Source organism: Bradyrhizobium sp. RDM12 (assembly GCF_051917485.1).
Classification (GTDB): Bacteria; Pseudomonadota; Alphaproteobacteria; order Rhizobiales; family Xanthobacteraceae; genus Bradyrhizobium.
Genome location: NZ_CM133064.1, coordinates 3,884,269 through 3,907,270, shown reverse-complemented (window position 1 = coordinate 3,907,270; position 23,002 = coordinate 3,884,269). Strand labels below are relative to the sequence as shown.

Annotated in this window: 20 protein-coding genes and 3 pseudogenes; 11 read left to right on the top strand and 12 right to left on the bottom strand. The window is 61.3% G+C overall.

What is annotated here, in order from left to right; genetic code table 11:
• Positions 1–11: 11 nt before the first annotated feature.
• The 9 genes from ACTGJ9_RS18860 to ACTGJ9_RS18820 all read right to left on the bottom strand — a co-directional run bounded on the left by ACTGJ9_RS18860 (position 12) and on the right by ACTGJ9_RS18820 (position 7,652).
• Positions 12–863: a TylF/MycF/NovP-related O-methyltransferase gene (locus tag ACTGJ9_RS18860; RefSeq protein ID WP_456678276.1), complete on the bottom strand. Its 852-nt coding sequence runs from the start codon at positions 861–863 to the stop codon at positions 12–14.
• A complete protein-coding gene (locus ACTGJ9_RS18855; protein ID WP_456678275.1) occupies positions 847–1,671 on the bottom strand; it encodes a 2OG-Fe(II) oxygenase in 825 nt (274 codons plus the stop codon). Before ACTGJ9_RS18855 ends, ACTGJ9_RS18860 begins: the two co-directional genes overlap by 17 nt.
• Positions 1,672–1,832: 161 nt before the next feature.
• Positions 1,833–3,014: a glycosyltransferase family 4 protein gene (locus ACTGJ9_RS18850; RefSeq protein ID WP_456678571.1), complete on the bottom strand. Its 1,182-nt coding sequence runs from the start codon at positions 3,012–3,014 to the stop codon at positions 1,833–1,835.
• Between the two features lie 121 nt (positions 3,015–3,135).
• On the bottom strand, positions 3,136–4,275 hold the full coding sequence (gene wecB, locus ACTGJ9_RS18845) for a non-hydrolyzing UDP-N-acetylglucosamine 2-epimerase (RefSeq protein WP_456678274.1): 1,140 nt from the start codon (positions 4,273–4,275) through the stop codon (positions 3,136–3,138).
• A gap of 103 nt (positions 4,276–4,378) precedes the next feature.
• A complete protein-coding gene (locus ACTGJ9_RS18840) occupies positions 4,379–5,413 on the bottom strand; it encodes a polysaccharide biosynthesis protein (RefSeq protein WP_456678273.1) in 1,035 nt (344 codons plus the stop codon).
• A gap of 193 nt (positions 5,414–5,606) precedes the next feature.
• The gene (locus tag ACTGJ9_RS18835; protein ID WP_456678272.1) at positions 5,607–5,918 is read right to left on the bottom strand and encodes a hypothetical protein; all 312 of its coding nucleotides are present in this window, start codon (positions 5,916–5,918) and stop codon (positions 5,607–5,609) included.
• Positions 5,919–5,947: 29 nt separating this feature from the next.
• Entirely contained in the window at positions 5,948–6,382 is a 435-nt protein-coding gene (locus tag ACTGJ9_RS18830) for a hypothetical protein (protein WP_456678271.1), read from the bottom strand.
• Complete coding sequence (locus tag ACTGJ9_RS18825; RefSeq protein WP_456678270.1) at positions 6,382–7,191, bottom strand: hypothetical protein; 810 nt, start codon at positions 7,189–7,191, stop codon at positions 6,382–6,384. The genes ACTGJ9_RS18830 and ACTGJ9_RS18825 overlap by 1 nt, the downstream gene beginning before the upstream one ends.
• Positions 7,119–7,652, bottom strand: a complete 534-nt coding sequence (locus ACTGJ9_RS18820; protein WP_456678269.1) for a hypothetical protein — start codon at positions 7,650–7,652, stop codon at positions 7,119–7,121. Before ACTGJ9_RS18820 ends, ACTGJ9_RS18825 begins: the two co-directional genes overlap by 73 nt.
• A 604-nt stretch (positions 7,653–8,256) precedes the next feature.
• Between ACTGJ9_RS18820 and ACTGJ9_RS18815 the strand changes: the two genes are divergently transcribed.
• The 3 genes from ACTGJ9_RS18815 to ACTGJ9_RS18805 all read left to right on the top strand — a co-directional run bounded on the left by ACTGJ9_RS18815 (position 8,257) and on the right by ACTGJ9_RS18805 (position 10,178).
• Positions 8,257–8,706 carry a methyltransferase domain-containing protein gene (locus ACTGJ9_RS18815; RefSeq protein WP_456678268.1) on the top strand — a complete coding sequence of 150 codons (450 nt, stop codon included), beginning with the start codon at positions 8,257–8,259 and terminating at the stop codon, positions 8,704–8,706.
• Between the two features lie 217 nt (positions 8,707–8,923).
• Positions 8,924–9,772: a hypothetical protein gene (locus ACTGJ9_RS18810; protein ID WP_456678267.1), complete on the top strand. Its 849-nt coding sequence runs from the start codon at positions 8,924–8,926 to the stop codon at positions 9,770–9,772.
• On the top strand, positions 9,732–10,178 hold the full coding sequence (locus tag ACTGJ9_RS18805; protein ID WP_456678266.1) for a hypothetical protein: 447 nt from the start codon (positions 9,732–9,734) through the stop codon (positions 10,176–10,178). The genes ACTGJ9_RS18810 and ACTGJ9_RS18805 overlap by 41 nt, the downstream gene beginning before the upstream one ends.
• Positions 10,179–10,411: 233 nt before the next feature.
• Here ACTGJ9_RS18805 and purU read toward each other — a convergent pair whose 3' ends face one another.
• Positions 10,412–11,275 (bottom strand): formyltetrahydrofolate deformylase, encoded by an 864-nt coding sequence (gene purU / locus ACTGJ9_RS18800; RefSeq protein ID WP_456678265.1) that lies wholly within the window; start codon positions 11,273–11,275, stop codon positions 10,412–10,414.
• 143 nt (positions 11,276–11,418) lie between these two features.
• Between purU and ACTGJ9_RS18795 the strand changes: the two genes are divergently transcribed.
• Together ACTGJ9_RS18795 and ACTGJ9_RS18790 are read left to right on the top strand one after the other, a co-directional pair.
• Positions 11,419–12,261, top strand: coding sequence for a uroporphyrinogen-III synthase (locus ACTGJ9_RS18795; protein ID WP_456678264.1), 843 nt, complete (start codon positions 11,419–11,421; stop codon positions 12,259–12,261).
• A gap of 123 nt (positions 12,262–12,384) precedes the next feature.
• Positions 12,385–13,647 carry an MFS transporter gene (locus ACTGJ9_RS18790; RefSeq protein WP_456678263.1) on the top strand — a complete coding sequence of 421 codons (1,263 nt, stop codon included), beginning with the start codon at positions 12,385–12,387 and terminating at the stop codon, positions 13,645–13,647.
• A 20-nt stretch (positions 13,648–13,667) separates the two neighbouring features.
• Here the strand turns inward: ACTGJ9_RS18790 and ACTGJ9_RS18785 are convergent, their stop codons facing one another.
• Complete coding sequence (locus ACTGJ9_RS18785; protein ID WP_456678262.1) at positions 13,668–14,342, bottom strand: Crp/Fnr family transcriptional regulator; 675 nt, start codon at positions 14,340–14,342, stop codon at positions 13,668–13,670.
• Between the two features lie 336 nt (positions 14,343–14,678).
• Here ACTGJ9_RS18785 and ACTGJ9_RS18780 point away from each other — a divergent pair, with 336 nt between their 5' ends.
• The 6 genes and pseudogenes from ACTGJ9_RS18780 (at position 14,679) to ACTGJ9_RS18755 (ending at position 21,778) form a co-directional block, all read left to right on the top strand.
• Positions 14,679–15,500 carry an ABC transporter ATP-binding protein gene (locus ACTGJ9_RS18780; RefSeq protein ID WP_456678261.1) on the top strand — a complete coding sequence of 274 codons (822 nt, stop codon included), beginning with the start codon at positions 14,679–14,681 and terminating at the stop codon, positions 15,498–15,500.
• Positions 15,497–17,427, top strand: a pseudogene (locus ACTGJ9_RS18775) (AMP-binding protein). Before ACTGJ9_RS18780 ends, ACTGJ9_RS18775 begins: the two are co-directional and overlap by 4 nt.
• A gap of 76 nt (positions 17,428–17,503) precedes the next feature.
• The gene (locus ACTGJ9_RS18770) at positions 17,504–18,397 is read left to right on the top strand and encodes a branched-chain amino acid ABC transporter permease (RefSeq protein WP_456678260.1); all 894 of its coding nucleotides are present in this window, start codon (positions 17,504–17,506) and stop codon (positions 18,395–18,397) included.
• Positions 18,398–18,400: 3 nt separating this feature from the next.
• The gene (locus ACTGJ9_RS18765; protein ID WP_456678259.1) at positions 18,401–19,474 is read left to right on the top strand and encodes a branched-chain amino acid ABC transporter permease; all 1,074 of its coding nucleotides are present in this window, start codon (positions 18,401–18,403) and stop codon (positions 19,472–19,474) included.
• A 43-nt stretch (positions 19,475–19,517) separates the two neighbouring features.
• Positions 19,518–20,801: an ABC transporter substrate-binding protein gene (locus tag ACTGJ9_RS18760; protein ID WP_456678258.1), complete on the top strand. Its 1,284-nt coding sequence runs from the start codon at positions 19,518–19,520 to the stop codon at positions 20,799–20,801.
• Positions 20,802–20,939: 138 nt separating this feature from the next.
• Positions 20,940–21,778: pseudogene (locus ACTGJ9_RS18755) on the top strand (ABC transporter ATP-binding protein).
• A gap of 60 nt (positions 21,779–21,838) precedes the next feature.
• Here ACTGJ9_RS18755 and ACTGJ9_RS18750 read toward each other — a convergent pair.
• Positions 21,839–22,974, bottom strand: a pseudogene (locus ACTGJ9_RS18750) (AGE family epimerase/isomerase).
• Positions 22,975–23,002: the final 28 nt, after the last annotated feature.

The window sequence follows — 23,002 nt, the reverse complement described above, 5'->3', positions numbered from 1 at the left end:
GCCAGCGCCAGCTAGGTAAAGCTCACAGTAGACAGTTTGCCGACGCCCTTGAAGGTATAGCCCAGTGATGAATACGCAGGTGAGATCGACGGCAGGCCACAGCCGGAACCGATATAGCCCGGCGGCTCGCAATCGAGATTGGCTTGCCAGAATTGCCTGTCGAACCAGATCTTGACGACTTCCATGTCGCAGGAGTCGTCTGTGAAGATGACACCGCCATCGCGGAAGCACGGCCACAGATAGCGGATACAGTCTTGCATCGATGAGAGCAGGTCAACATCGAAAAATCCGAAGACCAGATCGCGACTGAATCCCGTTAGCGATTCCGAGTAGAACCCCGGTACAAATTCGCAAACCGAGAGGTCGCCGTACGTGGCGATATTCTGCTTTACTTCATCGAGCCGGCCGGCGAAGTCCCCGACGTTGTATGTCGTGGTTGCGCCGAGATGCGGATAGCGATGCTGGGCGTCGGCCGAGTCAGCGGGCAGGCCTTCGAAAGAGTCGCAGACGATCAGCTTTCGGCCGACTTTTGCGCAAAGTAGCGAGAGCGCTGCCGTGCTGGCCCCCTTATAGCAGCCGCACTCAACGACATCGCCCTTCAGCGAAGACGGAATGTTCAGCAGAATGTCGGCCATCACTAGGTAAGATGGCCATTGCGTTGCCGATCGGACGTTTCGATTGATAATCCTGAATCTGCGGAGCAGTTCGGACCGAACCGCTGCCGAAACACCGAAGCTTGCACCGGCTTCGCTCGCGATAAATCTTCGCGCCAAGCTGCCGTTCAGGGCAAAGTTGGTGATTCGATCATCGAACAGAGCGCGTTGGAAGATAGCGATCGCCGCCGACTTAACTAGCTCTCGCACGCGACTTCATCCTTCTTAGCGCCTTTGCCAGAATCGGCGGCGTAACGTCCCGGATCAGATCCTTAATTCCAACATAGCTGAATACCTCGCCAGGGCGCTCCAAAAATATCGTATTGTGAAACTCCGGCAACTCCTCCTTTGGACGCCCGTTGGTATAGTAGTAAAGCGCGATCGATTTTCGAGTTTGATCCGGAGGGCATGTCAGCGCGTCTGGATGGCCGTGCCATGATCGTTCGGTTGTCGAGAAGATCACCATTCGGTTGGCGATCGGAAAAAACTTCTGGACGCAAGCTGTCATGTTGTTATCCGCGTCGGAATCCCAGAGCTCCAGCGCTCCTCCCCACTGATCTTCCCAGTGCTCGTTGAGGTACAGGATAACGTTGAGCCGACGGTCCAGCTTCCATTCCTGGTGGATGTTGTAGTCGACATGCATTTTGAGATGACCACCGGTCATCGTCTGGTGCATTCCGCCTCCGTGCAGATGCGGATCCGGAATGATGCCATCAATTCCGGTCAGTCGCTCCAGAAATTTAACGAACGTAGACGAATTGAGAGCGCCGATGACATCGCGCACGGCCGGCGGCATCGTCAATTCGCTGGTGCTTTGCAGTTTGTCTTTTTCCGCAGGTGCCCTGTACTTCAGCCAGTTCGGGTCGCTCGGAGTCGGGAACTCGCTGATCAGCCGGCGCAGCACGTCAGGGCGGAGAAAATTATCGATCGCAATATGCGGAAACGGCTTGGCGCCGTTGTACTCGCCAGTCTTGCCCGCATAGACTTCCATCTTGTCGAGTGGAAGCTGTTCCTCCAATGATGACATATCCTTCACCCACTCCCAGGTTGCACGAAAATTCCATCAGCAACCCCGCCGCGACTCAACCTAAAATGCGGTTCGACGTCAAGTGCTTCGCACAAAGGTCCCGTACTTCAATCTCTTACTTCGTTAGCCCGCTTTTGAGTTAGCCGCTCCTATCAACGCGCCTCCCGGTTCCCGTCACCCGAGTAACGCAATTCGGACAACCAGCCTACGAGCTTGTCGATCTGCTTCTTGCGATCGAATTCGGCAGTTGCAAGATCGCGTCCGCGCGCCCCCATCGCGCGCCTCTCATTCGGCGTCAAACTCGCAAGCTGCACGGCCGCATGGGCGAGTCCTTTCGCATCACCGGCGGAGCAGACGAGACCGGCTCCTGAATGCCGGATCAGCGCCGCGCCCTCGCCGTCCATCATGGCGAGAACTGGGATACCAGCGGCGAGGTAGGTCTGCAGCTTGGCCGGAATGGTTGAGGACAACACCGGGTCCGGCTTCAATGAGACAAGCAACGCATTGGCGCAGTGAAAAAATGACGGCATCCGCTCGACTGCAAATCGTCCAAGCATCAAAACCACGTCACCGAGGCCACGACGACTGATTTCGGAAGCAACCCAATCGGACGCGCGGCCGTCGCCAACGAGGACCCAGCGCAAATCCGGGCGGCCGCGCAACTGCTCAGCGGCATCGAGAATCGCAGGAAAGTCTTGCGCGTCACCGATGTTGCCAGCGAACATGACGGTGAACTTGCCGTTCGCCGGCGGAACCTCGGGCGCGGCGGCCTGATCGCGCGTCTCATAGATCAGTTCGGCCCAGTTTGGAAAATAGACGATGCGTTCCGGATGATCGCAATTGCCGGCGATCCGCGGAACAAAGCTGCGCGACTGCGCCAGGATCAAGTCGCAGCGATTGTATATGAGCCGGACCAAACGACCGATCAGCGCTAGCAATCGGGGCGACGTCACCGCGCCGATGGCGGAGAGCGTTTCAGGCCACAGGTCCTGCACCCAGAAGGCCATCGGCACCCGGCGCAGCCGACGCAGCAGCATCGCCGGAATGCCGACCGTGACCGGAGACGGCTCGAAGACAAAGATGCAATCGAACGGCGTCGATCGGAGCTTGATAGGACCAAGAACAGCCGCAGTCACGACGAAGCTCAGATAGTTCAGCAAGAGCCCGGGCCCGGCAGATCGCGCCAGCAGAGGCACGCGCACGATCCGCGCGCCCTTGTACCGTTCGTACCGTTCGGGCGCAGCGTAGAAGCCGCCGAATCCGCTGCGATTGGGATAGCTGGGCGTCCCGGTCAAGATCGTGACCTCGTGACCTCGAGCCGCGAGATCTTCCACGAGATCGTTGATCTTGAAATTTTCCGGCCAAAAGTACTGGCTGACGACAAGCAACTTCAAGGAGCACCAATCCAGGCTATCTTACGGTACGGACGACCAGCGGCGTCCGGCGCTATATCCTCTAACGATCCGTTCTCCAGACAACCCTTTTGACGTAATCGGCATAGCTATGGATGATGCGAACGACCTTGTCGGACACATTAGGCGTCGCATAGTCGGATACGATCTGGAGGGCTCGACCGCTGCCGCGCTCTCGCGCATCGAGAATCGCAATCCCCTGCATGACGCGATCGACGTCGAGGCCGACCATCATCACGGCTCCCTCCTCCATACCTTCGGGACGCTCGTGCGCCTCTCGAATATTCAGCGCCGGGAGATCAAGAATCGACGCCTCCTCCGTGATGGTGCCGCTGTCTGAAAGTACGGCGCGGGCTCCGATCTGCAGATTAACATAATCGCTGAAGCCAAGCGGCTTCAGCAGTTGGACTTCCGGCCGGAACGACATGCCCCTCGCGTCGATGCGCTTCTGGGTGCGCGGATGGGTCGAGACGATAACCGGCAGGTTGAACTGCGCGGCCACAGCATTGAGCATCTCCTGGAGCTTGGTGAAATTCGTCTCTGAATCGACGTTCTCCTCCCGGTGCGCGCTGACGACGAAATAGCGACCGGTCTCCAGCCCGAGCCGCGCCCGTACACCGGAAGCATCGATCTGCGGACGGTAGTGCTCCAGCACCTCGAACATTGGACTCCCGGTCTTGATGACGCGGTCGGGCGCCAATCCCTCGCGGAGCAGGTAGTCGCGCGCGATGGTCGAATAGGTGAGATTGATATCCGCGGTGTGGTCGACAATTCGTCGATTGATCTCTTCGGGAACGCGGTCGTCGAAGCTGCGGTTGCCGGCCTCCATGTGAAAGATCGGAATCCTACGACGCTTGGCAGCGATCACCGCGAGGCTGCTGTTCGTGTCGCCGAGGATAAGCAGAGCCTCGGGACCCCGCTCGGCCAAGACCCGGTCCGCTGCAATGATGACGTTGCCGATCGTCTCGGCTGCCGTTGCACCCGCAGCCCCAAGAAAAACATCCGGCTTTCGGATACCAAGATCGTCGAAGAAGATCTGATTCAGCTCGTAATCGTAATTCTGTCCGGTATGAACCAGCGTGTGATCGCAGAACTGATCGAGCTTGGCTATGACGCGCGACAGCCGGATGATCTCGGGTCTGGTGCCGATTACGGTAACTACCTTAAGCCTGCCAGCAGTCATGAACCCGATACCTTGCATATCATCCGTCTCAACCTCTTGACCACCCATCGGTTGCGAGCAGCATGGGCGGGCCCGGTCCCGTTGGATTTACCACGCCGCTTCGTCATCCTTCGTTGACGGGTGTGCGGCCTGCAACGACGGTGCGGATGTAATCAAGGCTATTGAGCAACCTGATCATGCCGGCGACGTCAAGGCGTTCGGTGTTGTGAGAATTGTAATCCTCGCTGATCGAGATCTGTGTTTCGCCCTCTTCGTAGAATTTTGTGTAGTTCAGGTCGCGCAGATCGGGCGGAACACGGAAGTAGAGATCGAGATCCTGCGCGCTGGCGCGCTCCTCCCTGGAGAGCAGCGTTTCGTACAGTTTCTCCCCGTGACGGGTGCCAATGATCTGGATCGGATGATCGGGACGGCTAAGAACCTTCACCATCGCCTTGGCGAGAACTTCGATCGTCGCGGCCGGGGCTTTCTGGACAAAGATGTCGCCGTTGTCGCCATGTTCGAACGCATAGAGCACGAGATCCACTGCGTCGCCCAGCGACATCATGAAGCGCGTCATGTTCGGATCAGTGATGGTGATAGGCTTGCCGGCGAGGATTTGATCAACGAACAACGGAATGACCGAACCGCGCGAGGCCATGACGTTGCCGTAGCGCGTTCCGCAAATCACGGTCGATCGCGCATCGAGATTGCGCGACTTGGCGACCATGACCTTTTCCATCAGCGCTTTGGATATTCCCATCGCATTGATCGGGTACACGGCCTTGTCGGTCGAGAGGCAGACGATACGCTTGACCTGGGAGGCAATCGCCGCCTCGAGCACATTTTCCGTTCCCACGACATTGGTCTTGACCGCCTCCATGGGATGGAACTCGCAGGATGGCACTTGCTTCAGCGCGGCAGCATGGAACACGAAATCAGCGCCGCGCATCGGGCCGAGAAGACTCGAGTAGTCACGGACATCGCCAAGATAGAACTTGAGCTTGTCGGAATTGTAAAATTTGCGCTGATCGTCCTGCTTCTTCTCGTCACGGCTGAAAATGCGAATTTCGCGGATTTCCGACGAGAGAAAGCGACGCAATACTGCATTGCCAAAAGACCCGGTGCCACCCGTGATGAGCAAGCATTTGTCTTCGAACATCGACGTTCCTAAGCGATCTATCAAAAGTTGGCGCCGCTGCGAGCAGCCTGCAGTCCAGCGCGCCCCAGCCTTCCGAAAAGTGCTACAGAACGCCCCGCGCTTCCGCAACCGCCGATTGCCCGCATATCAGGCTGATACGGGGTAAAACGCAAAATTTGGCAGCCAAAGGCTTGGTTTGAGCGGATCCGACCTCTCATTTGATCCCGAATGTGGAGAATCCCCCAAAGGCACGATGCAGGGGCCGGTTCTGCCATCCAGGGGCAAGCGCGGCATCCAGAAGAATCGGAAGTTTTGTTGGCCCGGTCACTCTCTCAGCCTTGACAAGACAGGCCGAATATTCGTCCGGCAGTTGGATATCGGCCAGATATTGGGTGGGACGATAGAACGCCGGCACCAGCACCGTGCTGAACGAGGCCCGATCCTGCGGAAGGTCCACCGAGATGCTGTGATCGAGGGGCTGCCATATGCCCTCGCGCTTCGCGTATCGGAATGAAACCGTCACCATGCCCTGTCGGCAGTTTTCTCCGCCGAGAGTTAGCAGGATACGATCTCCGGCAGCCCGCACGTCCCATTGCAGGCCTTGTTCGCCAAGTTTGGGGTCATACTGTCCGGGGCGCTCTCGACAAGTGCGCGATATCTGTCGGGCAGCGGCAGACTGAAGACCGTCGTCTCGCTTGTGGAGGGTTTTGCGACGAGGGCAATTGGCTCTCTCGGCTCAGCCAGCAACGCTTCGAATTGATGTCGCAGGGCGCGATCCTGATACGTCGTCATGCCAGCGTATAATGAAAACAGTCCGACCGACACGATCGCCGCAACGCTCAAGAAGCGAGGCAAAACGCCACGAAGCCGCGACCACTCAAATGGGACGCTGAAGAACGAGAGAACTGACAGGATCCAGAAGAACTCGAGATGAAAGACGTGCCGAACCGAAAACTGCAACACCGGATATGTCAAAAGCGCGCCGAACATCAGAAACAGAGCGAACGCTTCACGCGGCCTGACTGCCGCCTCCGCCAGAAGAGCGCCACAAATCCTGCCGCACATATGATCGCAACCCATGAGTTCGCCAGCCGGTCATAGAGCCGATTCAGCAAGCGCGCGATCCACGGCGCCGCGCGCACCGGAACACCTGGATCCAGATTGACACGCCCGGGCGCGACGAGTTCCGGAAACAGGATCACCCAGGCGGCGGATTTCAGCGCTTGCGTCGTTAAGTCCCCGGCGAAATAAGGAAGCCAGTTGAGCACGTAAGAACCAGATCGTGTCGCAGCCTGGGAAACCGTGTGGCCAAGGTTGCCTTCCCTCGCATCCCAACCCGGGTCAGTTGGACGCAAGTCTGCGGCGACGGACGACAGCACGATCTCGTCTGAATAGCGCGCTCCAAGCGAATATGGCACAGGTCCCAAATCCAGGTAATTCTGGAACGGATCGGACAAGCCCTGCATCAGCAACGTGCCGGATGCTCCGGCCTTTCCGACCCCCAACAGCGGGGCCGCGGACAGCAATGATGACGCGACGAAAATGGCGATCGTTGCGACACCGACTTTCCATCTCTTCGGTCTCGAACCGACCACCAATCCGATGATTCCGATCGGCAATAGGATGAAAACGTCGGAGCGAAAGCCTACTCCCAAGCCGACCGCCGCGCCGGAAAGCGCCGCCCACAACAAAGCCATGCGCGGCAACTCGGCGCGAATGGTCAAAATCAGAAACACGAGAGCCCAGATGAAGAACGGCGCCTTGGAGAAGTCCCGAAAATACGGAACCATCGACAGCATGACCGGCGACAGAGCCAGGATAATTGCCCCTGCCGCAGCCGGCCATCTCGCGAAAAAAGACGAACTAAAACGAAGCAACCACACGCATAGGCACCCACCAGCGTCGAGACCAGCGGCCAAAGATTCGAGTAGCGAATCGACGTCACGCGCCACAAGGCAGACACCGTCCAAGCCAGATAAAGTTGCGAACGAAAGAAAATGCCGGCTGGCTCTTCCGGAGCGATCCCGATCGTCGCGCAGTCGAACACGGCAGTGCGCCCGAACAGGAAATCAACCATTGATCGGGGAGTGACCGGGGAACGCACGAAGCCGTGGCCACACGCCGAATAGACCATCTCCGGCATGAACGCCTGATAGAAGTACAACATGGTCGATTGGTGAAGCACGGCGGCCCCCAGCACCGCACCTAACAAGGCGAAACCGACCCCAAGGACCCAGTCGTGGCGGTCAGGCATCGTCACGAATTTTCTCGGCATTATAAGGAGACTCACAATCGGGGCTATCTGGGTCCGACCTCCGGAACGGTTCGGCGGCAACACGGGCGCAAATTCGCGGCTAGAGCCGATCGTTTATACATCAATCGGGGCATCGACAAGTGAGCAAGCCGCGCTCTCCGCAGCATCCGCGCTTCGACATGGACGTCGGCGAATTCGCCGCCTCGCAGTCCCCGAAAACCAGCGTCGCCTCCCCTTCTACAGCGACTGGCTTTCAAGTACTGTTGGGTCTTCTATTCCTGACATCCCGGCTGGAGTTGCAAATGACGCTTAGGGTCACGGCGCGCGAGTTCTTGCGAGGAACACTTCATCGTCTTGGCCTGACGGAATCATCGACTGGCTGCGCCAGGCGAGGGGAAACAGATTCACCATCGACAAACGCGCCCCCGTTCGGGATCGCTTTGCTGCAATCTATCGGAACGATCTGTGGAAGATAAATGAGGGCCAGCCCTCTTCGGGAGCCGGATCAAGCGAGCGCTCGGCGCAGAACGTTATCGCGACTCTTCCAAAAGTCATATCGGAGCTCGGTATATCGTCGCTGCTTGACATCGGCTGCGGAGACTTCACCTGGATGAAGAAGATAGAGCTGCCTTGCTCATACACCGGCATCGATATCGTTCCATCCGTCATTGCGCACAACCAGAAGGAGTTTTCGACGCCGCGGCGGAATTTCATTTGCCTGGACGCCATCGCCGAAACTATTCCGGCTGCGGATGCGGTGCTGTGCCGGGAGGTGCTTTTCCACCTGAGCTTTGCGGATAGCATGAGCCTGATCAGAAACGTCTACAAATCAGGAAGCAGGTTCTTTCTGACGACGACAGAACGAGCGACCGGGTACAACTCCGACATTGACAGCGGAGACTTCCGCATTCTCAATCTGCAGATATCTCCATACAATTTTGGGCCGCCGATCATGGAGATTGCGGATGACTCCGTCAGCGTCAGCAGGATTATCGGTGTCTGGCGGCTCGAAGATTTTCCGGCCTGGGCGAAGACCCGTTCGGAACGTGCTGCGTTCTGACCCGCGCAATGCGATCGAGAGCATGCAGGGTGCAATGACATCCCCGAAGATGCAGGGCATGGCGGCCCGCCGGCGATCCCGGCTCCGCCCGGTTGCCAGGCGCTCCCCTCGCCCGTATTGAGATCGTTGATCCCTAAAGGAATCCCGGTGAATGACTTTAAAGGATAGATGGCGGCCAATAGCCGCTCTCGTCGAAGCTCCAGGCGGAATCGGCGTCATGATCTGCCTGTACATTGTCACCGCCTGCTTCTCTTTGAGGGCCATCACAATTTTCAGCCCGCGCTATTTCAGCGCCGCTGCGTTCCATATCTTCTACGACCCGGCTCGCCTGCCGATGGCAGCCGCGGTGGTCGCGGTCTTCGCCTTGGTCGGAATGATCTTCTTGGTAGCTCGTTTCAGCTTCGGGTATCTGGTCGGATTCTATCTTTATTCGATGATCCTCGGCTATCTCTGGCTAAACCGCTTCAGCGACTTCAACTATGATCACAGATTGGCTGGATGGTCTGCGGCATTTTCGGCTGCCGCGTTCCTTGTCCCCGCCGCACTGATCGTCTCACCCGTTGGCAGAGCCTACGAACTGCCCGCCAGAATGTTCGAGCACTTGCTGACGCTCATCCTGCTGTTGTCTCTGGCGACGATCACAGCGGGCGCGGTTTACAATTTCAGAATTGTGGCCATAGGGGACATCTATAGCTACCGTGACAAGCTCGATTTCCCCGCCGGGCTTAGGTACGCGATCGGGATCACCTCCAGCACCTTGCTGCCCTTTGCTTTTGCGTGTTTCGTTGCGCGAAGAAACGTTTGGCGCGCGGGCGCGGCGTTGGTTCTCTCCCTACTGTTTTATCCGGTTACGCTGACCAAGTTCGCTATTTTTACGCCGGTCTGGCTGGTCTTTGTTGCCTTTCTCACCAGATATTTCGGATCCAGGACGGCAGTCATTCTCTCCCTGTTGCTGCCGATGCTTGCAGGGCTCCTGACCTCCTTTCGTGATGCTGCCAATCCTCTTTTACATAGTCAATTTTCGGATGATGACCATCCCGTCGAACGCTCTCGATATCTACAATGATTATTTCTCCAGGCACGAGCTGACTTATTTCTGTCAGATCGGATTCCTGAAGTCGTTCGTTCCATGCGCCTACAACGAGCCGCTGTCGATCGTGATGAACCGGGTCTATGAACTCGGATATTTGAATGCGTCGCTTTTTGCGACGGAAGGGGTCGCCTCTGTCGGCCCCCTGTTTGCACCGATCGCGGCGTTTGCATGCGGGCTGATCTTCGCATTCGGCAATCGGCTGTCTGCGGATCTGCCGCCCAGCTTTGTCTTGATTTCCAGCGCGATCCTGCCGCAGGTCTTGCTCAACGTTCCTCTAGCGACCGCGCTTCTGACGCATGGGGCCGGGCTACTCTTCCTGCTCTGGTACGTGACGCCGCGCGCGATGTTCAGCCGAAGCGGCGTGCAGCCGTCGAACTGAAGGCGAACCCGGCCGGATCTAAGCTGGAGCAGGTGCCATCACGCGGCGTCCGACGACGGCCACGTCACGCTTTTGGCTGCGTCGACGTCAGCGGCGGCGCCGTCCACGATTGCAAGAGCGCGGTGAGCGCTGTTGCCGGCGAAGTGCTTTCCGGATTTCGACGAGCAGCTCGACAGTGGTCGGGCCGCCTCGGCGGTCCTGCCGGATTGGCCGATCGGTGCTGGGATACGTGCCTAGTCCACAAATACGACGGTCTTGCGACCGTTCAGAATAACGCGATCGTCGAGGTGATAGCGGATCGCCCGTGCCAGCACGCGGCGCTCGATGTCGCGGCCCTTGCGGACGAGATCTTCCGGCGTGTCGCGGTGGCTGATGCGTTCGACGTCCTGATCGATGATCGGGCCTTCGTCGAGGTCGCGCGTGACATAGTGGGCCGTGGCGCCGATCAGCTTCACACCGCGCTCATGAGCCTGGTGATAGGGCTTTGCGCCCTTGAAGCCCGGCAGGAACGAGTGATGGATGTTGATGCAGCGGCCGGAGAGCTTGGCCGAGAGGTCATCCGACAGGATCTGCATGTAGCGGGCGAGCACCACGAGTTCGGTCCCGGTCTTGGCGACGAGATCGAGGATCTGCGCCTCCTGCTCGCTCCTGGTCTCCTTGGTGACTGGCAGATAATGGAACTGGACCCCGGCGAAATCGAGTCCGGCATAAACCTCACGCGGATGGTTGGAGACGATCGCAGCCAAGGTCATCGGCAACTCACCGGTGCGCCAGCGGTAGAGGATGTCGACCAGGCAGTGGTCGGATTTTGACACCAGCAGCATGACCTTTAGATGCGCCCCGCGGTCGCGCATCCGCCACTCCATGCCGAAGCGTTCCGCGATCGCGGCAAAGCCGGTCTGGAGCGCGGCGAGCTCGACGGCGAGGTCTGCCGCGGTGAAAACCACCCGCATGAAGAACTTCTTGGTCTCGACGTCGTCGAACTGCTGGGCATCGAGAATGTTCTGCCCGTTATGGGCGAGGAACGTCGACACCGCCGACACGATTCCGGGGCGATCCGGACAGGACAGCGTCAGTACATATTGATGATCGGGCATGGCTCTTGATGACGGTTTCCGCAGAGGCCGCGGACGACCCGCGATTTGCGTCCTGCTCTAGCACCGACGAGACCCTTGCGCCAATCCCGACGACGGTGTCAAGGTGAACGGACGCCTGCGATTTTGCTGACCGGAGCACGCCCATGGCCGACCGTTTGACCGGCACCCGCATCCTGATCCTGGAGACGCGCGAGGAGGCGCAGTTCTCAAAACTTCTGGCCGAGCAAGGCGCCGAGGTCGTGCAGTGCCCGATGTTCACCATCCAGGATGCGCCGGACCCTGCTCCGGTGGAAGCCTGGATCCGCCGCGCCATCGACAAGCCGCTTGATGACCTCGTGCTGATGACCGGCGAGGGCCTGCGGCGGACCATGAAGCTGGCGCGCGCGCGCCAGATAGACCAGGCTTTCGTCGCCTCGCTCGCCAGATCGCGCAAATTCGCGCGCGGCCCGAAGCCCGGCAAGGCGCTGCGCGAGAACGGGCTTGAGGCGCAGCAGACCACTGAGAAGCCGACCACCGAGGGCGTGATCGAGATGTTGAGCAAGCTCGACCTCAGGAGACGCCGCCTCGGGCTTCAGCTTTATCCCGACAAGGATCACAGCACACTGACCGGTGCGTTGGCCGCGCAAGGTGCCCAGGTCGATACCGTCTTACCTTACGTCTACGATTCCAAAGCCGCGGACGCCAATATCGTCACCGCCATCGATGACATGGCGCAGGGACGGATCGATGCCATCGCGTTGACCAATCTCGGCCAGGTCCGCCGCCTGATCGAGGCCGCCAAGGCCCATGGCAGCGAGGCGAAGTTGCGCGCAGGATTCGAGCGCACGCTGATCGCCTCGGTCGGACCGGCAGTCTCAGGTGAGCTTGCCGCGCACGGCCTGCGCACCGACATCTCGCCTGCGGACGACGCCTATTTCATGCGTCCACTGATCTCGGCGATGGCTGCGGAGCTCGCAGAGCGGAAGCCGAGAGCTCCGGCGAGGTAAGAGCCGGACGCAGGGGCGGCCCGCGGCGGCTGCGATTGACACGCGGATCGTCGGCGCTACCTTGCCGAACAGCAAGAAGAAACAACAATGGCAGGAGATCGCCGTGACACGAGTCATCGCGTTGTGAGCACAACCGCGCGGCGTTCGGCGCTCGCACCATTCCGCATCCGCAACTACCGCTTCCAGTGGCCGTCCGACCTTCTCACCTCATGGGCGTTCGAAGTCGAGACGCTCGTGCTCGGCTGGTATGTCATGGTCGAGACCGGCTCGGTCTTGCTGCTGACCGTCATGGCCTCGCTGCAATATGTGGGGACGCTGATCGCGCCCGTACTCGGGATGATCGGCGACCGCATCGGTCATCGCGACCTCCTGGTCGTGCTGCGCCTCACCTACACCGTGCTCGCTTCGATCATCATGGTGCTGGCGCTGACCCACCATCTCGCCCCGCTCAACGTCATGATCATCGTGGCGATCATGGGCCTGATCCGCCCGTCCGATCTGGGCGTGCGCGGGGCACTGCTTGCCGACATCATGCCGGCCGAGCAACTTGTCGGCGCCATCAGCCTCGCGCGCACGACCCAGGACAGCGCGCGGATTGCCGGCGCGTTGACCGGCGCGGGCTTGTTCGCCCTCCTCGGCATCGGCCTCGTCTATGCCGCGATCGCGACCTTCTATCTCATCGCAGCGATTCTGATGTTCTGCATGAGCCGGCCGGAAAAGTCGCTCACGACGACGGATCTCCCTGCAAACAGCCATGCGGTCTCGCGATTGCTGGGCGACCTGAAGGAAGGCATCGTCTACGCTTGGAACGGTCCTGGCATGCGCGCGGCGCTGTGCGTCGCCTTCCTGGCCAACCTCACGGCCTTTCCGATCACCAACGGATTGCTGCCTTTTGTCGCGCGCGACATCTTCCACACCGACCAGACCGGTCTCGGCTATCTCTCGGCGAGCTTTGCCGTCGGCTCGCTGATGGGCTCCATCACGCTGAGCCTCGTCAGCGGGGTCCGGATCGCCCGGCTTTTGATCGGCGCGACACTGGCCTGGTACGCGATGCTGCTGGTGTTCGTCGAGGTCAGGACCGTGCCGGTCGCCACGGCCTGCCTCGTGCTCGCCGGCATTGCCCAAAGCATGTCGATGATCTCGGCGGCCGTGATCCTGATGCGCACGGCGAGCGCCCATCTGCGCGGCCGCGTCATGGGCGTGCGGATGATGGTGATCTATGGCCTGCCGATCGGCCTGCTTGCGGCAGGCAGCCTGATCGACCTGATCGGCTATTCCGCGATGGGCTCGGTCTATGCGGTCGCGGGCATCATCGCGATGTCAGCGATCGCGGTGCGCTGGCGCGAGGATCTGTGGCCGGCGCACGCCCCGGCCAATGCAGGCTGACGGACCGGCGCCGTCGCGCCTTAATCGCCATACCCGCGCAGCCGCTCGATATCGAGAATGGTGACGCCGCCGTATTCCAGCCGCAGCAGTCCCTCCTTCTCCAGCCGGTTCAGCGCCCGATTGGCGTTCTGGCGCGACATGCCGGAGAGCGCACCGATCTCCTCCTGGGTGATCTCCAGATGCGCGGTCGATTCCGGATAGAGGATCGGGTTGAACAGCGAGGCGATACCGCGGGCGAGGCGTGAGGTGGCATCGAGCGTGCGGTTGACCTCGAGCATGCCGATGAACTGTCCGAGCCGCTCGTTGAGCTGGCGCACCAGGAAGCGGTTGAAGCCGACGCTGTTCTCGAACAGCCACATGAAGGCGGAGCGCTCCATCAACGCAACGCGACTGTCGCGCAACGCGACCACGTCGTAACGGCGCGCCTCGTTCTTCAGCACGCTGCCCTCGCCGAACCAGGCGCCTGCCGTGAGCCCCGCAAGGCTCGTCTCCTTGCCGTCGCGCGAGACCCCGCCCATCCGGGCGAGGCCACTCACCATGCCTGCCCAATAATCGAATTTATCGCCACGCATGAACACGGTCTCGCCGGGGCCGTAGGACCGCTCCGTGATCCCGGCGCGGGCCACCTCGATCTCCGCCGCCGTGAGCTCGCGCGACCAAGCGGCGACGCGCTTCAGTTGATCCTCTGAAATCATGATCGAGAGGCCAGCCGCACCGTTTCGTCACCCATTCTTTGTGCACTGCAACACGTGTATTCCGGGCCATCCATCCGACGAAAGGTGTAAGCCGCTGCCGCCCCAAAAACTTTGTCGCCGAATTGTCAGGCCGGAGACATTTCAAAATAGCGCTTTCCCCTATTGAGAGCCATCTCGGTTGATGCGGCTTTTGACCCCAAACGGGTGCGAAAGTGGCGCGGCTCCGGTCGGGACCATGTGCTGCATGGCCTCCCCGGCACGACCGTACTAGGATTGCCCGGGAGGAACGGACGAAGAGCGCCGCTGAACGCGCCATCACCGGGAAGGATTCGTTTGGTGGCTACCAGTCTCGAAGTGCGCGGCGTGTCTTTGCGGTTCGGCGGCGTTCGCGCGCTGACCGACGTCAGCTTCGCCATCAACGAGGGCGAGCTGTTCTCGATCATCGGCCCGAACGGCGCCGGCAAGACTTCGATCGTGAACTGCATTTCCGGCCGTTACAAGCCGACTGAAGGCCAGCTGTTCTACCAGGGCCGCGACATCACCGGCCTGACGCCGAATGCGCGTCCCACGCTCGGCATCGGCCGCACCTTCCAGAATCTCGCGCTGTTCCACCACATGAGCGTGCTCGACAACATCATGGTCGGCCGCCATCACCTCCTCAAGAACAATTTCCTCACGGGCTCGCTGTACTGGCTCACCGGCGCGCGCAAGGAAGAGCTCGAGCACCGCCGCAAGGTGGAAGAGATCATCGACTTCCTCGACCTCCAGTCGGTGCGAAAATCGCCCGCCGGCACCCTCTCCTACGGCCTGCGCAAGCGCGTCGAGCTTGCCCGTGCCATGGCGCTGGAGCCGCGCCTCATTCTCCTCGACGAGCCGATGGCCGGCATGAACTTCGAGGAGAAGGAGGACATGGCCCGCTACATTGTCGATCTCAACGAGGAGTTCGGGATGACGGTGGTGATGATCGAGCACGACATGGGCGTGGTGATGGACATCTCTCATCGCGTCATGGTGCTGGATTTCGGCCGGAAGATCGCCGAGGGCGATCCTGCCGCCGTGCTCGCCGATCCCCACGTCAGGCGCGCCTATCTCGGCGAGGAGGACGAGGTTCTGGTCGATCCCGACGATTCGCCGCCGGCGCAGGAGAGCCCGGCATGATGGATTATGCAGGCCGCGTCGCCCGGGCCGACACCTATCCAAAGATGCTCCGGCTCAATGCGAGGGAGCATGGCAACGAGATCGCGCTGCGTGAAAAGGATCTCGGCCTCTGGCGCCCCTTCACCTGGAACGACTACCAGGCCCGCGTGCGCGATTTCGCGCTCGGACTGGTCGAACTGGGCCTTGGCCGCGCCGACGTCATCGGCATCATCGGCGACAACCGCCCGGACTGGGTTGCGGCGGAAGTCGCGGCCCACGCGATCGGCGGATTGAGCCTCGGGCTTTATCGCGACGTGCTGGACGAGGAGGCCTCCTATCTACTCAATTACGGCGACGCCCAGCTCGTCTTCGCCGAGGACGAGGAGCAGGTGGACAAGCTGCTGGCTCTGGCCGAGCGCGTGCCGCGACTGAAGCACATCATCTATTCCGATCCGCGCGGGATGCGGAAATATGACGACCCCAGGCTGATGTCGGCGGAGAAATTCGCCGAGCTCGGACGTGCCCGCGCGACCCGCGAGCCGGAGCTTTACGACAAGCTCGTCGACGCCACCAAGGGCGATGACGTCGCGATCCTCTGCACCACGTCGGGTACAACGTCGCATCCGAAGCTCGCAATGCTCGCCGCTGGCCGTGTGCTCGGCCATTGCGCGACCTATCTCGCCTTCGACCCGAAGGGCCCCGACGACGAATACGTTTCGGTGCTGCCGTTGCCGTGGATCATGGAGCAGGTCTATGTGCTCGGCAAAGGCCTGCTCTGTCGGATGAAGATCAACTTCGTCGAAGAGCCGGACACCATGATGAACGATCTGCGCGAGATTGCGCCGACGTTCGTTCTCTTTGCCCCCGCGTCTGGGAATCCATCGCCGCCGACGTCCGCGCCAGGGTGATGGACGCCACACCCTTCAAGCAGCGCCTGTTCGACGTCGGTATGAAGACTGGTCTCGCTGCGCTCGAGCAGGGCAAGCGCTCGGGCTACGCCGACGCCATCCTGTTCCGCGCATTGCGCGACCGGCTCGGCTTCACGCGGCTGCGTTCGGCTGCGACGGGCGGCGCAGCGCTCGGGCCGGACACCTTCAAATTCTTCCAGGCCATGGGTGTACCGCTGCGCACGCTCTACGGCCAGACGGAATTGCTCGGGGCCTACACCCTGCACCCCGAGAGCAAGGTCGACCCCGACACGACGGGCGTTCCGATGGCGGACAGCGTCGAGATCCGCATCGACAATGCCGACGTTCACGGCGTCGGCGAGATTGTGGTGCGGCATCCCAACATGTTTCTCGGCTACTACAAGAACCCCGAGGCGAGCGTCGCAGACATCAGGGACGGCTGGATGCTGTCGGGCGATGCCGGTTATTTCAACGACAACAAGCAACTCATCGTCATCGACCGAATCAAGGATCTCGCCGAGACCTCGCGCGGCGAACGCTTCTCGCCACAGTTCATCGAGAACAAGCTGAAGTTTTCGCCCTACATCGCCGAAGCGGTCGTGCTTGGCGCCGGTCGCGACGCCCTCGCGGCGATGATCTGCATCCGCTACTCCATCATCTCGAAATGGGCGGAGAAGAAGCGGCTCTCATTCACGACCTACAGCGACCTCGCCTCGCGCCCCGAAGTCTATGCGCTGCTGCAGAAGGAGGTCGAGACCGTCAACGCGACGCTGCCCCCGGCGCAACGCATCTCGCGCTTCCTGCTGCTCTACAAGGAGCTCGACGCCGACGATGGCGAGCTCACCCGTACGCGAAAGGTGCGCCGCAGCGTCATCAACGAGAAATACGAAGGCATCATCGACGCCATCTACCGCGGCATCGCCGACATCCCCGTCGACACCGTGATCCGCTTCCAGGACGGTACCACCCAGCGCGTGCGAACCACACTGCGGGTGGTGGATCTCGGCGGACACGGCCCTTTGGCGGAGGCTGCAGAGTGAATCAGACTATTGCAAACACTGCCGCCCTTCGCCTCTCCCCGCTTGCGGGGAGAGACGAAGATAACACGGAATCGACATGAACACCGCCTTCCTCATTCAGCTCCTGGTCAACGGTCTCGTGGTCGGCACGCTCTATGGCGTGGTCGCGATGTCGTTTGTGCTGATCTACAAGGCGACGCAGGTCGTCAATTTCGCGCAAGGTGAATTGCTGCTGGTCGGCGCCTGGGTGTGCTGGACCCTGCTCGCCAAATACCAGGTGCCGTTCTGGATCGGCATGCCGATGACGCTGGTGTTCATGTTCGTGTTCGGCATCGCGATCCAGGTCCTGATCCTCAGGCCGATGATCGGCGAGCCCATCATCTCCGTGATCATGGTGACGATCGGCCTCTCCACCGTGCTGCAGGCGACGCTGAAATGGACGTTCGGCGTCAACCCGCAGCCGTTCCCGCGCGTGTTCGAGAGCCAGTCGGTCGGCCTGTTCGGCCTCCAGATCCAGACCGTCTATGTCATGAGCCTGGTCGTCTCGGTGGCGATGATGATCGGCATGGCCTGGTTCTTCCGCGCCTCGAAATACGGCCTTGCGATGCGCGCCACTGCGTTCAACCAGCAGGTGGCGCAGTCGCTCGGCATTTCCGTCAAGAGCGTGTTTGCGATGGCCTGGGCGATCTCGGCCACCGTCTCCGCTGTCGCGGGCGTCGTCGTCGCCGTGGTGAACGGCGTGTCCTCGGGTCTTGCCGGCTACGGCATCAAGGTGTTTCCGGCGGCGATCCTCGGCGGGCTGGATTCCGTCGGCGGCGCGGTGCTTGGCGGCATCATCATCGGGCTCCTGGAAAACATCGCGCAATATGTCGACAGCCAGTACCTGCACTGGGGCAATCTCTATGAGATCGCGCCGTTCTACGTCCTCATCATCGTGCTGATGATCAAGCCTTACGGCCTGTTCGGCACCCACGACATCGAGCGGATCTGACCCATGGCCGGCCCTGCCCTCATCCCTGCTGGTGATTTCCGCACCTCTTACGCGGCCGACACCACGATCTTCCCGACAACGACCAGCCGCAACTTTGCGATTTTCGGCGTGCTGCTGCTCTGTCTCCTGCCGCAATTTCTCGGCGGCTATTGGCTCAGCATTCTCATTCAGATCGGCATCTTCTCGATTGCGGCGCTCGGCCTCAACATCCTGGTCGGCTTCACCGGCCAGATCTCGATCGGCCACGCCGCCTTCTTCCTGCTCGGCGCGTTCACCTCGGCCTACATCTCCAACAACGCACCGATCCCGGTGTTCTTCGCGATTCCGCTCGCGGGTGTCGTCACCGCTCTGGTCGGGCTGATCTTCGGCATTCCGGCGGCGCGGCTGAAGGGCCTTTACCTCGTCATTGCGACGCTGGCCGCCCAATATATCCTGCTCGACTTCTTCTCCCGCGCCGAATGGTTTTCCGGCGGCTCCGTGCCGGCGAGCGCCGAGCCGTTCTCGATCTTCGGCTATACGCTCCGCGGCGACCGGCAATATTTCTATGTCGTTCTGGCTTATGTGCTGGCGAGCTACATCCTCGTCACCAATCTGATGCGCACGCGCGATGGCCGCGCCCTGGTCGCGATCCGCGACCATTATCTCTCCGCGGAGATCATGGGCATCAACCTCACGAAATACCGAACGCTGTCGTTCGGGCTCGCCGCCTTCTTCGCCGGCATCGCCGGTGCGCTCTACGCGCATTACCAGCTAGTGGTCTCGCAGGAGGGTTTCGGCATCGAGCGCTCGATCCTGTTCCTCGCCATGATCATCATCGGCGGCACCGGCTCGATCACGGGCACGCTGATGGGCACGGCCTTCGTGGTGCTGCTGCCGGAGTCCATGGAGTTCATCAGCATCTCCCTGAAAGGCGGTGCGATCGACAAGGCGCTGTCGCTCAACAACAACATCACGTTCCTGCGCGAGATCGCGATCGGGGTGATCATCATCGCGTTTTTGATGTTCGAGCCGGACGGGCTCGCGCATCGCTGGCGGCAGATCAAGGCGTACTGGAAACTCTACCCGTTCTCGCATTGAGCGCGGAAACTTCACTTAAACAAAAAACCGGAGGAACCGACCCATGACGATGAAGTCCCTTTTGAGCACCGCATCGCTCGCGCTTGTGATCGCGGCATTCTCCGCCGGCGCGCAGGCGCAGATCGCGATCGGGCATCTCGCCGATTATTCCGGCGGCACCTCCGACGTCGGCACGCCCTACGGCCAGGCCGTCGCAGACACCTTTGCCTGGGTCAACAAGAACGGCGGCATCGGCGGCAAGCAGCTCAGCGTCGACACCAACGATTACGGCTACCAGGTGCCGCGCGCGATCGCGCTATACAAGAAATGGTCGGCGCCGGACAGCAAGGTTGCCGCGATCATGGGTTGGGGCACTGCGGACACCGAGGCGCTGACCGGCTTCCTGGCCCAGGACAAGATCCCCGACCTCTCCGGCTCCTATGCCGCGGCCCTGACCGATCCTGAAGGTACCAGCGGCAAGGCCAAGCCCGCGCCCTACAATTTCTTCTACGGCCCGAGCTATTCGGACTCGCTGCGCGCGATGCTGATCTGGGCGGCCGAGGACTGGAAGGCCAAGGGCAAGACCGGCAAGCCGAAATTCGTGCACATGGGCGCCAACCACCCTTACCCGAACGCGCCGAAGGCCGCCGGCGAAGCCATGGCGCAGGAGCTCGGCTTCGAGGTGCTGCCTCCGCTGGTGTTCGCGCTTGCGCCGGGTGACTACAGCGCGCAGTGCCTGAGCCTGAAATCCTCGGGCGCCAACTACGCCTATCTCGGCAACACGGCGGCCTCCAACATCTCGGTGATGAAGGCCTGCAAGACCGCCGGCGCCGAGGTGCAATTTCTCGGCAATGTCTGGGGCATGGACGAAAACGCCGCCAAGACCGCGGGCGACGCCGCTGACGGTGTGATCTTCCCGCTGCGCACCGCGGTGAGCTGGGGCGGCGATGCGCCCGGCATGAAGACGGTGATGGAGATATCCAGGATGTCCGACCCCACCGGCAAGGTCTATCGCCCCGTGCACTACGTCGCCGCGGTCTGCTCGGCGATGTACATGAAGGAGGCGCTCGACTGGGCCGTCAAGAACGGCGGCGCCACCGGCGACAACGTCGTGAAGGGATTCTACCAGAAGAAGGATTGGGTGCCGTCGGGCCTGGAAGGCGTCTGCGCGCCTTCGACCTGGACCGACAAGGACCATCGCGGCACGCTGAAGGTCGAGCTCTATCGCACCAAGATCTCGGGCGCGACTGACGGCGACCTCAACGACCTCATGGCCAAGGGCACGATCAAGCTCGAGAAGGTCAAGACCGTCGAGCTGCCGCGCAAGCCGGAACTGCTGGGCTGGTGAGCCTGGCTTTCACCACACACACTGTCATCCCCGCGAAAGCGGGGATCCAGTATGCCGCGGCTTCTCAAGGAATGTCGGGCGTCTGTGGAATACTGGGTCGCCCGGTCAAGCCGGGCGACGACAGCGGAGTTATAAAGAATGACCGAAATCATCGAAGCTCCTCGTCCCACCCCCAGCGTCGTCCCCGCACCGCCCCTCCTCGCCGTGCGCAACATCGAGGTCGTCTATGACGACGTCATCCTGGTGCTCCGCGGCCTCAGCCTCGACGTGCCCAAGGGCGCGATCGTGGCGCTGCTGGGGGCCAATGGTGCCGGCAAGTCGACCACGCTGAAAGCGATCTCGGGACTGCTCAAGACCGAGGACGGCGAGGTCACGCGCGGCGAGATCCTGTTCGAGGGCGAGCCCATCGCCGGCATCGATCCCGACAAGATCGTCCGCCGCGGCATCTTCCAGGTCATGGAGGGCCGACGCATCGTCGCCGACATGACCTCGCTGGAAAACCTCGACTCGGCGCCTTCACCCGCAGGGACCGCGAGGTCGATGCCGACCTCGACATGGTCTTCAACTATTTCCCGCGCCTGAAGGAGCGCACGGGGTTGGCCGGCTATCTCTCCGGCGGCGAGCAACAGATGCTCGCGATCGGCCGCGCGCTGATGGCGCGCCCGAAGATGATCTTGATGGACGAGCCGTCGATGGGTCTGTCGCCGCTGCTGGTGAAAGAGGTGTTTTCCATCATCCAGAAGATCAACCGCGACCTCGGCGTCACCATCCTGCTAGTCGAACAGAATGCGCGCGCCGCACTGTCGGTGGCGAGCCATGGCTACATCATGGAGCAGGGCAAGGTCGTGCTCGACGGCACCGCTGACGAACTCCGCGACAACGAGGACGTCAAGGAGTTCTATCTCGGAGGCGCCGGCGACCAGCGCAAGAGCTTCAAGAACCTGAAGAGCTTCAAGCGCCGCAAGCGATGGCTATAGCGTTTTCGAGCGAAGTGGGAACCGGTTCGCGTGAAGAAAACGCCTCAAAACAAAAGAGCTTTAACCTTCCAGCACCTGCTCCGCTTCCGTGACTGCGCAGAGAACATGATAGAACGACGACGCAGGAATGGTGTCGATCAGCGATTTGCCGTCGCTGTCGAACTGGTCATACCAGCCGCCCCGCACGGGATGGCTGAGGTAATGCCGTTCGAGCCGCACCAGGGCCGCGCGCGCCTCGCCGGACTCGGCCTGCGCAATCCACGCCTTCGCGATCTCGGTCTGTGGCCACAGCCGGCGCGTCGAGCGACGGATGTTGCCGGTGTCGTCGCCCTCGTCGACGAGGCAGCCGGTGGCCGTGTCGCGATAGCGCAACGCGGTCGCCAGCAGTTCTGCGCGCCGCTGTCCGGTCGGGCACCCCGTGATGCGCTCAAACCCCTTCAGCAGCCAAACCCATTCCGCCTGGTGGCCGGCCTCGACGCTGACCGGCTCGATCTTCGACCAGTCCTCCTCGAAATATTCGCCGAGCGCACACGTCCGCTTGTCGTAGAGATTGGCGAGGAACAACGCGAAGAACTCACCGGCGCGATTCTGGAACGACAGATCGTGGGTGGCGTCGAAGCACGCGATCATCGCCTCGAACAGATGCATGTGCGGGTTCTGCCGGCGCGGCAGCGACACCGGGAGGCCTTCGTGGACGCCGCCATGCGGCGAGCGCAGATGGCCGTCGAGGAAGGCGAGCAGCGCGTCGATCTCGGCGCGCACTTGCGCGTCATTGTCGAGCGCATAAACGGCCGCCAGCGTAACCAGGATGAAGGCGTGGTCATAGGCATCGCGCCGGGCGTCCAGCACGGAACCGTCCGGCGCGAGCCGGTGCACGTAGCCGGGCCGGCCGTCGGGCGCCTTCGCTTTGGCCAGCAGGTGCTCGAGCCCCTTCAACGCGATGGCGCGTCCTCGGGGTACCAGCCCATATGGGCCGCCTTGGCATAGCACCAGATCTGGCGCGCCTGCACGAACACGCGCCGCGGCGCGGCTGCGTCCGCCGCACCGTCCGGATGCAGCCGGTCGACGAAACCGCCGGCGGCGGCGTCCCAGCCGATGGTCGACCACAGCGGGATCGCATCTTCGACCATGCGGCGCTTCAGGCGCGCGACGACATCGGCCGCCTCTTCCGCCGGAATGATGCTCTCCTCCGCCATCGCGCTCTCCACACCCCATCAATGGCCG

Excerpts from the sequence above, each read along its gene's own strand:
- wecB (WP_456678274.1), bottom strand. The coding sequence starts at position 4,275 with ATGACTGCTGGCAGGCTTAAGGTAGTTACCGTAATCGGCACCAGACCC.
- ACTGJ9_RS18840 (WP_456678273.1), bottom strand. The coding sequence starts at position 5,413 with ATGTTCGAAGACAAATGCTTGCTCATCACGGGTGGCACCGGGTCTTTT.
- ACTGJ9_RS18835 (WP_456678272.1), bottom strand. The coding sequence starts at position 5,918 with ATGGTGACGGTTTCATTCCGATACGCGAAGCGCGAGGGCATATGGCAG.
- ACTGJ9_RS18830 (WP_456678271.1), bottom strand. The coding sequence starts at position 6,382 with ATGTTCGGCGCGCTTTTGACATATCCGGTGTTGCAGTTTTCGGTTCGG.
- ACTGJ9_RS18825 (WP_456678270.1), bottom strand. The coding sequence starts at position 7,191 with ATGCTGTCGATGGTTCCGTATTTTCGGGACTTCTCCAAGGCGCCGTTC.
- ACTGJ9_RS18815 (WP_456678268.1), top strand. The coding sequence starts at position 8,257 with ATGAAGAAGATAGAGCTGCCTTGCTCATACACCGGCATCGATATCGTT.
- ACTGJ9_RS18810 (WP_456678267.1), top strand. The coding sequence starts at position 8,924 with ATGATCTGCCTGTACATTGTCACCGCCTGCTTCTCTTTGAGGGCCATC.
- ACTGJ9_RS18805 (WP_456678266.1), top strand. The coding sequence starts at position 9,732 with ATGATGACCATCCCGTCGAACGCTCTCGATATCTACAATGATTATTTC.
- purU (WP_456678265.1), bottom strand. The coding sequence starts at position 11,275 with ATGCCCGATCATCAATATGTACTGACGCTGTCCTGTCCGGATCGCCCC.
- ACTGJ9_RS18795 (WP_456678264.1), top strand. The coding sequence starts at position 11,419 with ATGGCCGACCGTTTGACCGGCACCCGCATCCTGATCCTGGAGACGCGC.
- ACTGJ9_RS18785 (WP_456678262.1), bottom strand. The coding sequence starts at position 14,342 with ATGATTTCAGAGGATCAACTGAAGCGCGTCGCCGCTTGGTCGCGCGAG.
- ACTGJ9_RS18770 (WP_456678260.1), top strand. The coding sequence starts at position 17,504 with ATGAACACCGCCTTCCTCATTCAGCTCCTGGTCAACGGTCTCGTGGTC.
- ACTGJ9_RS18765 (WP_456678259.1), top strand. The coding sequence starts at position 18,401 with ATGGCCGGCCCTGCCCTCATCCCTGCTGGTGATTTCCGCACCTCTTAC.
- ACTGJ9_RS18760 (WP_456678258.1), top strand. The coding sequence starts at position 19,518 with ATGACGATGAAGTCCCTTTTGAGCACCGCATCGCTCGCGCTTGTGATC.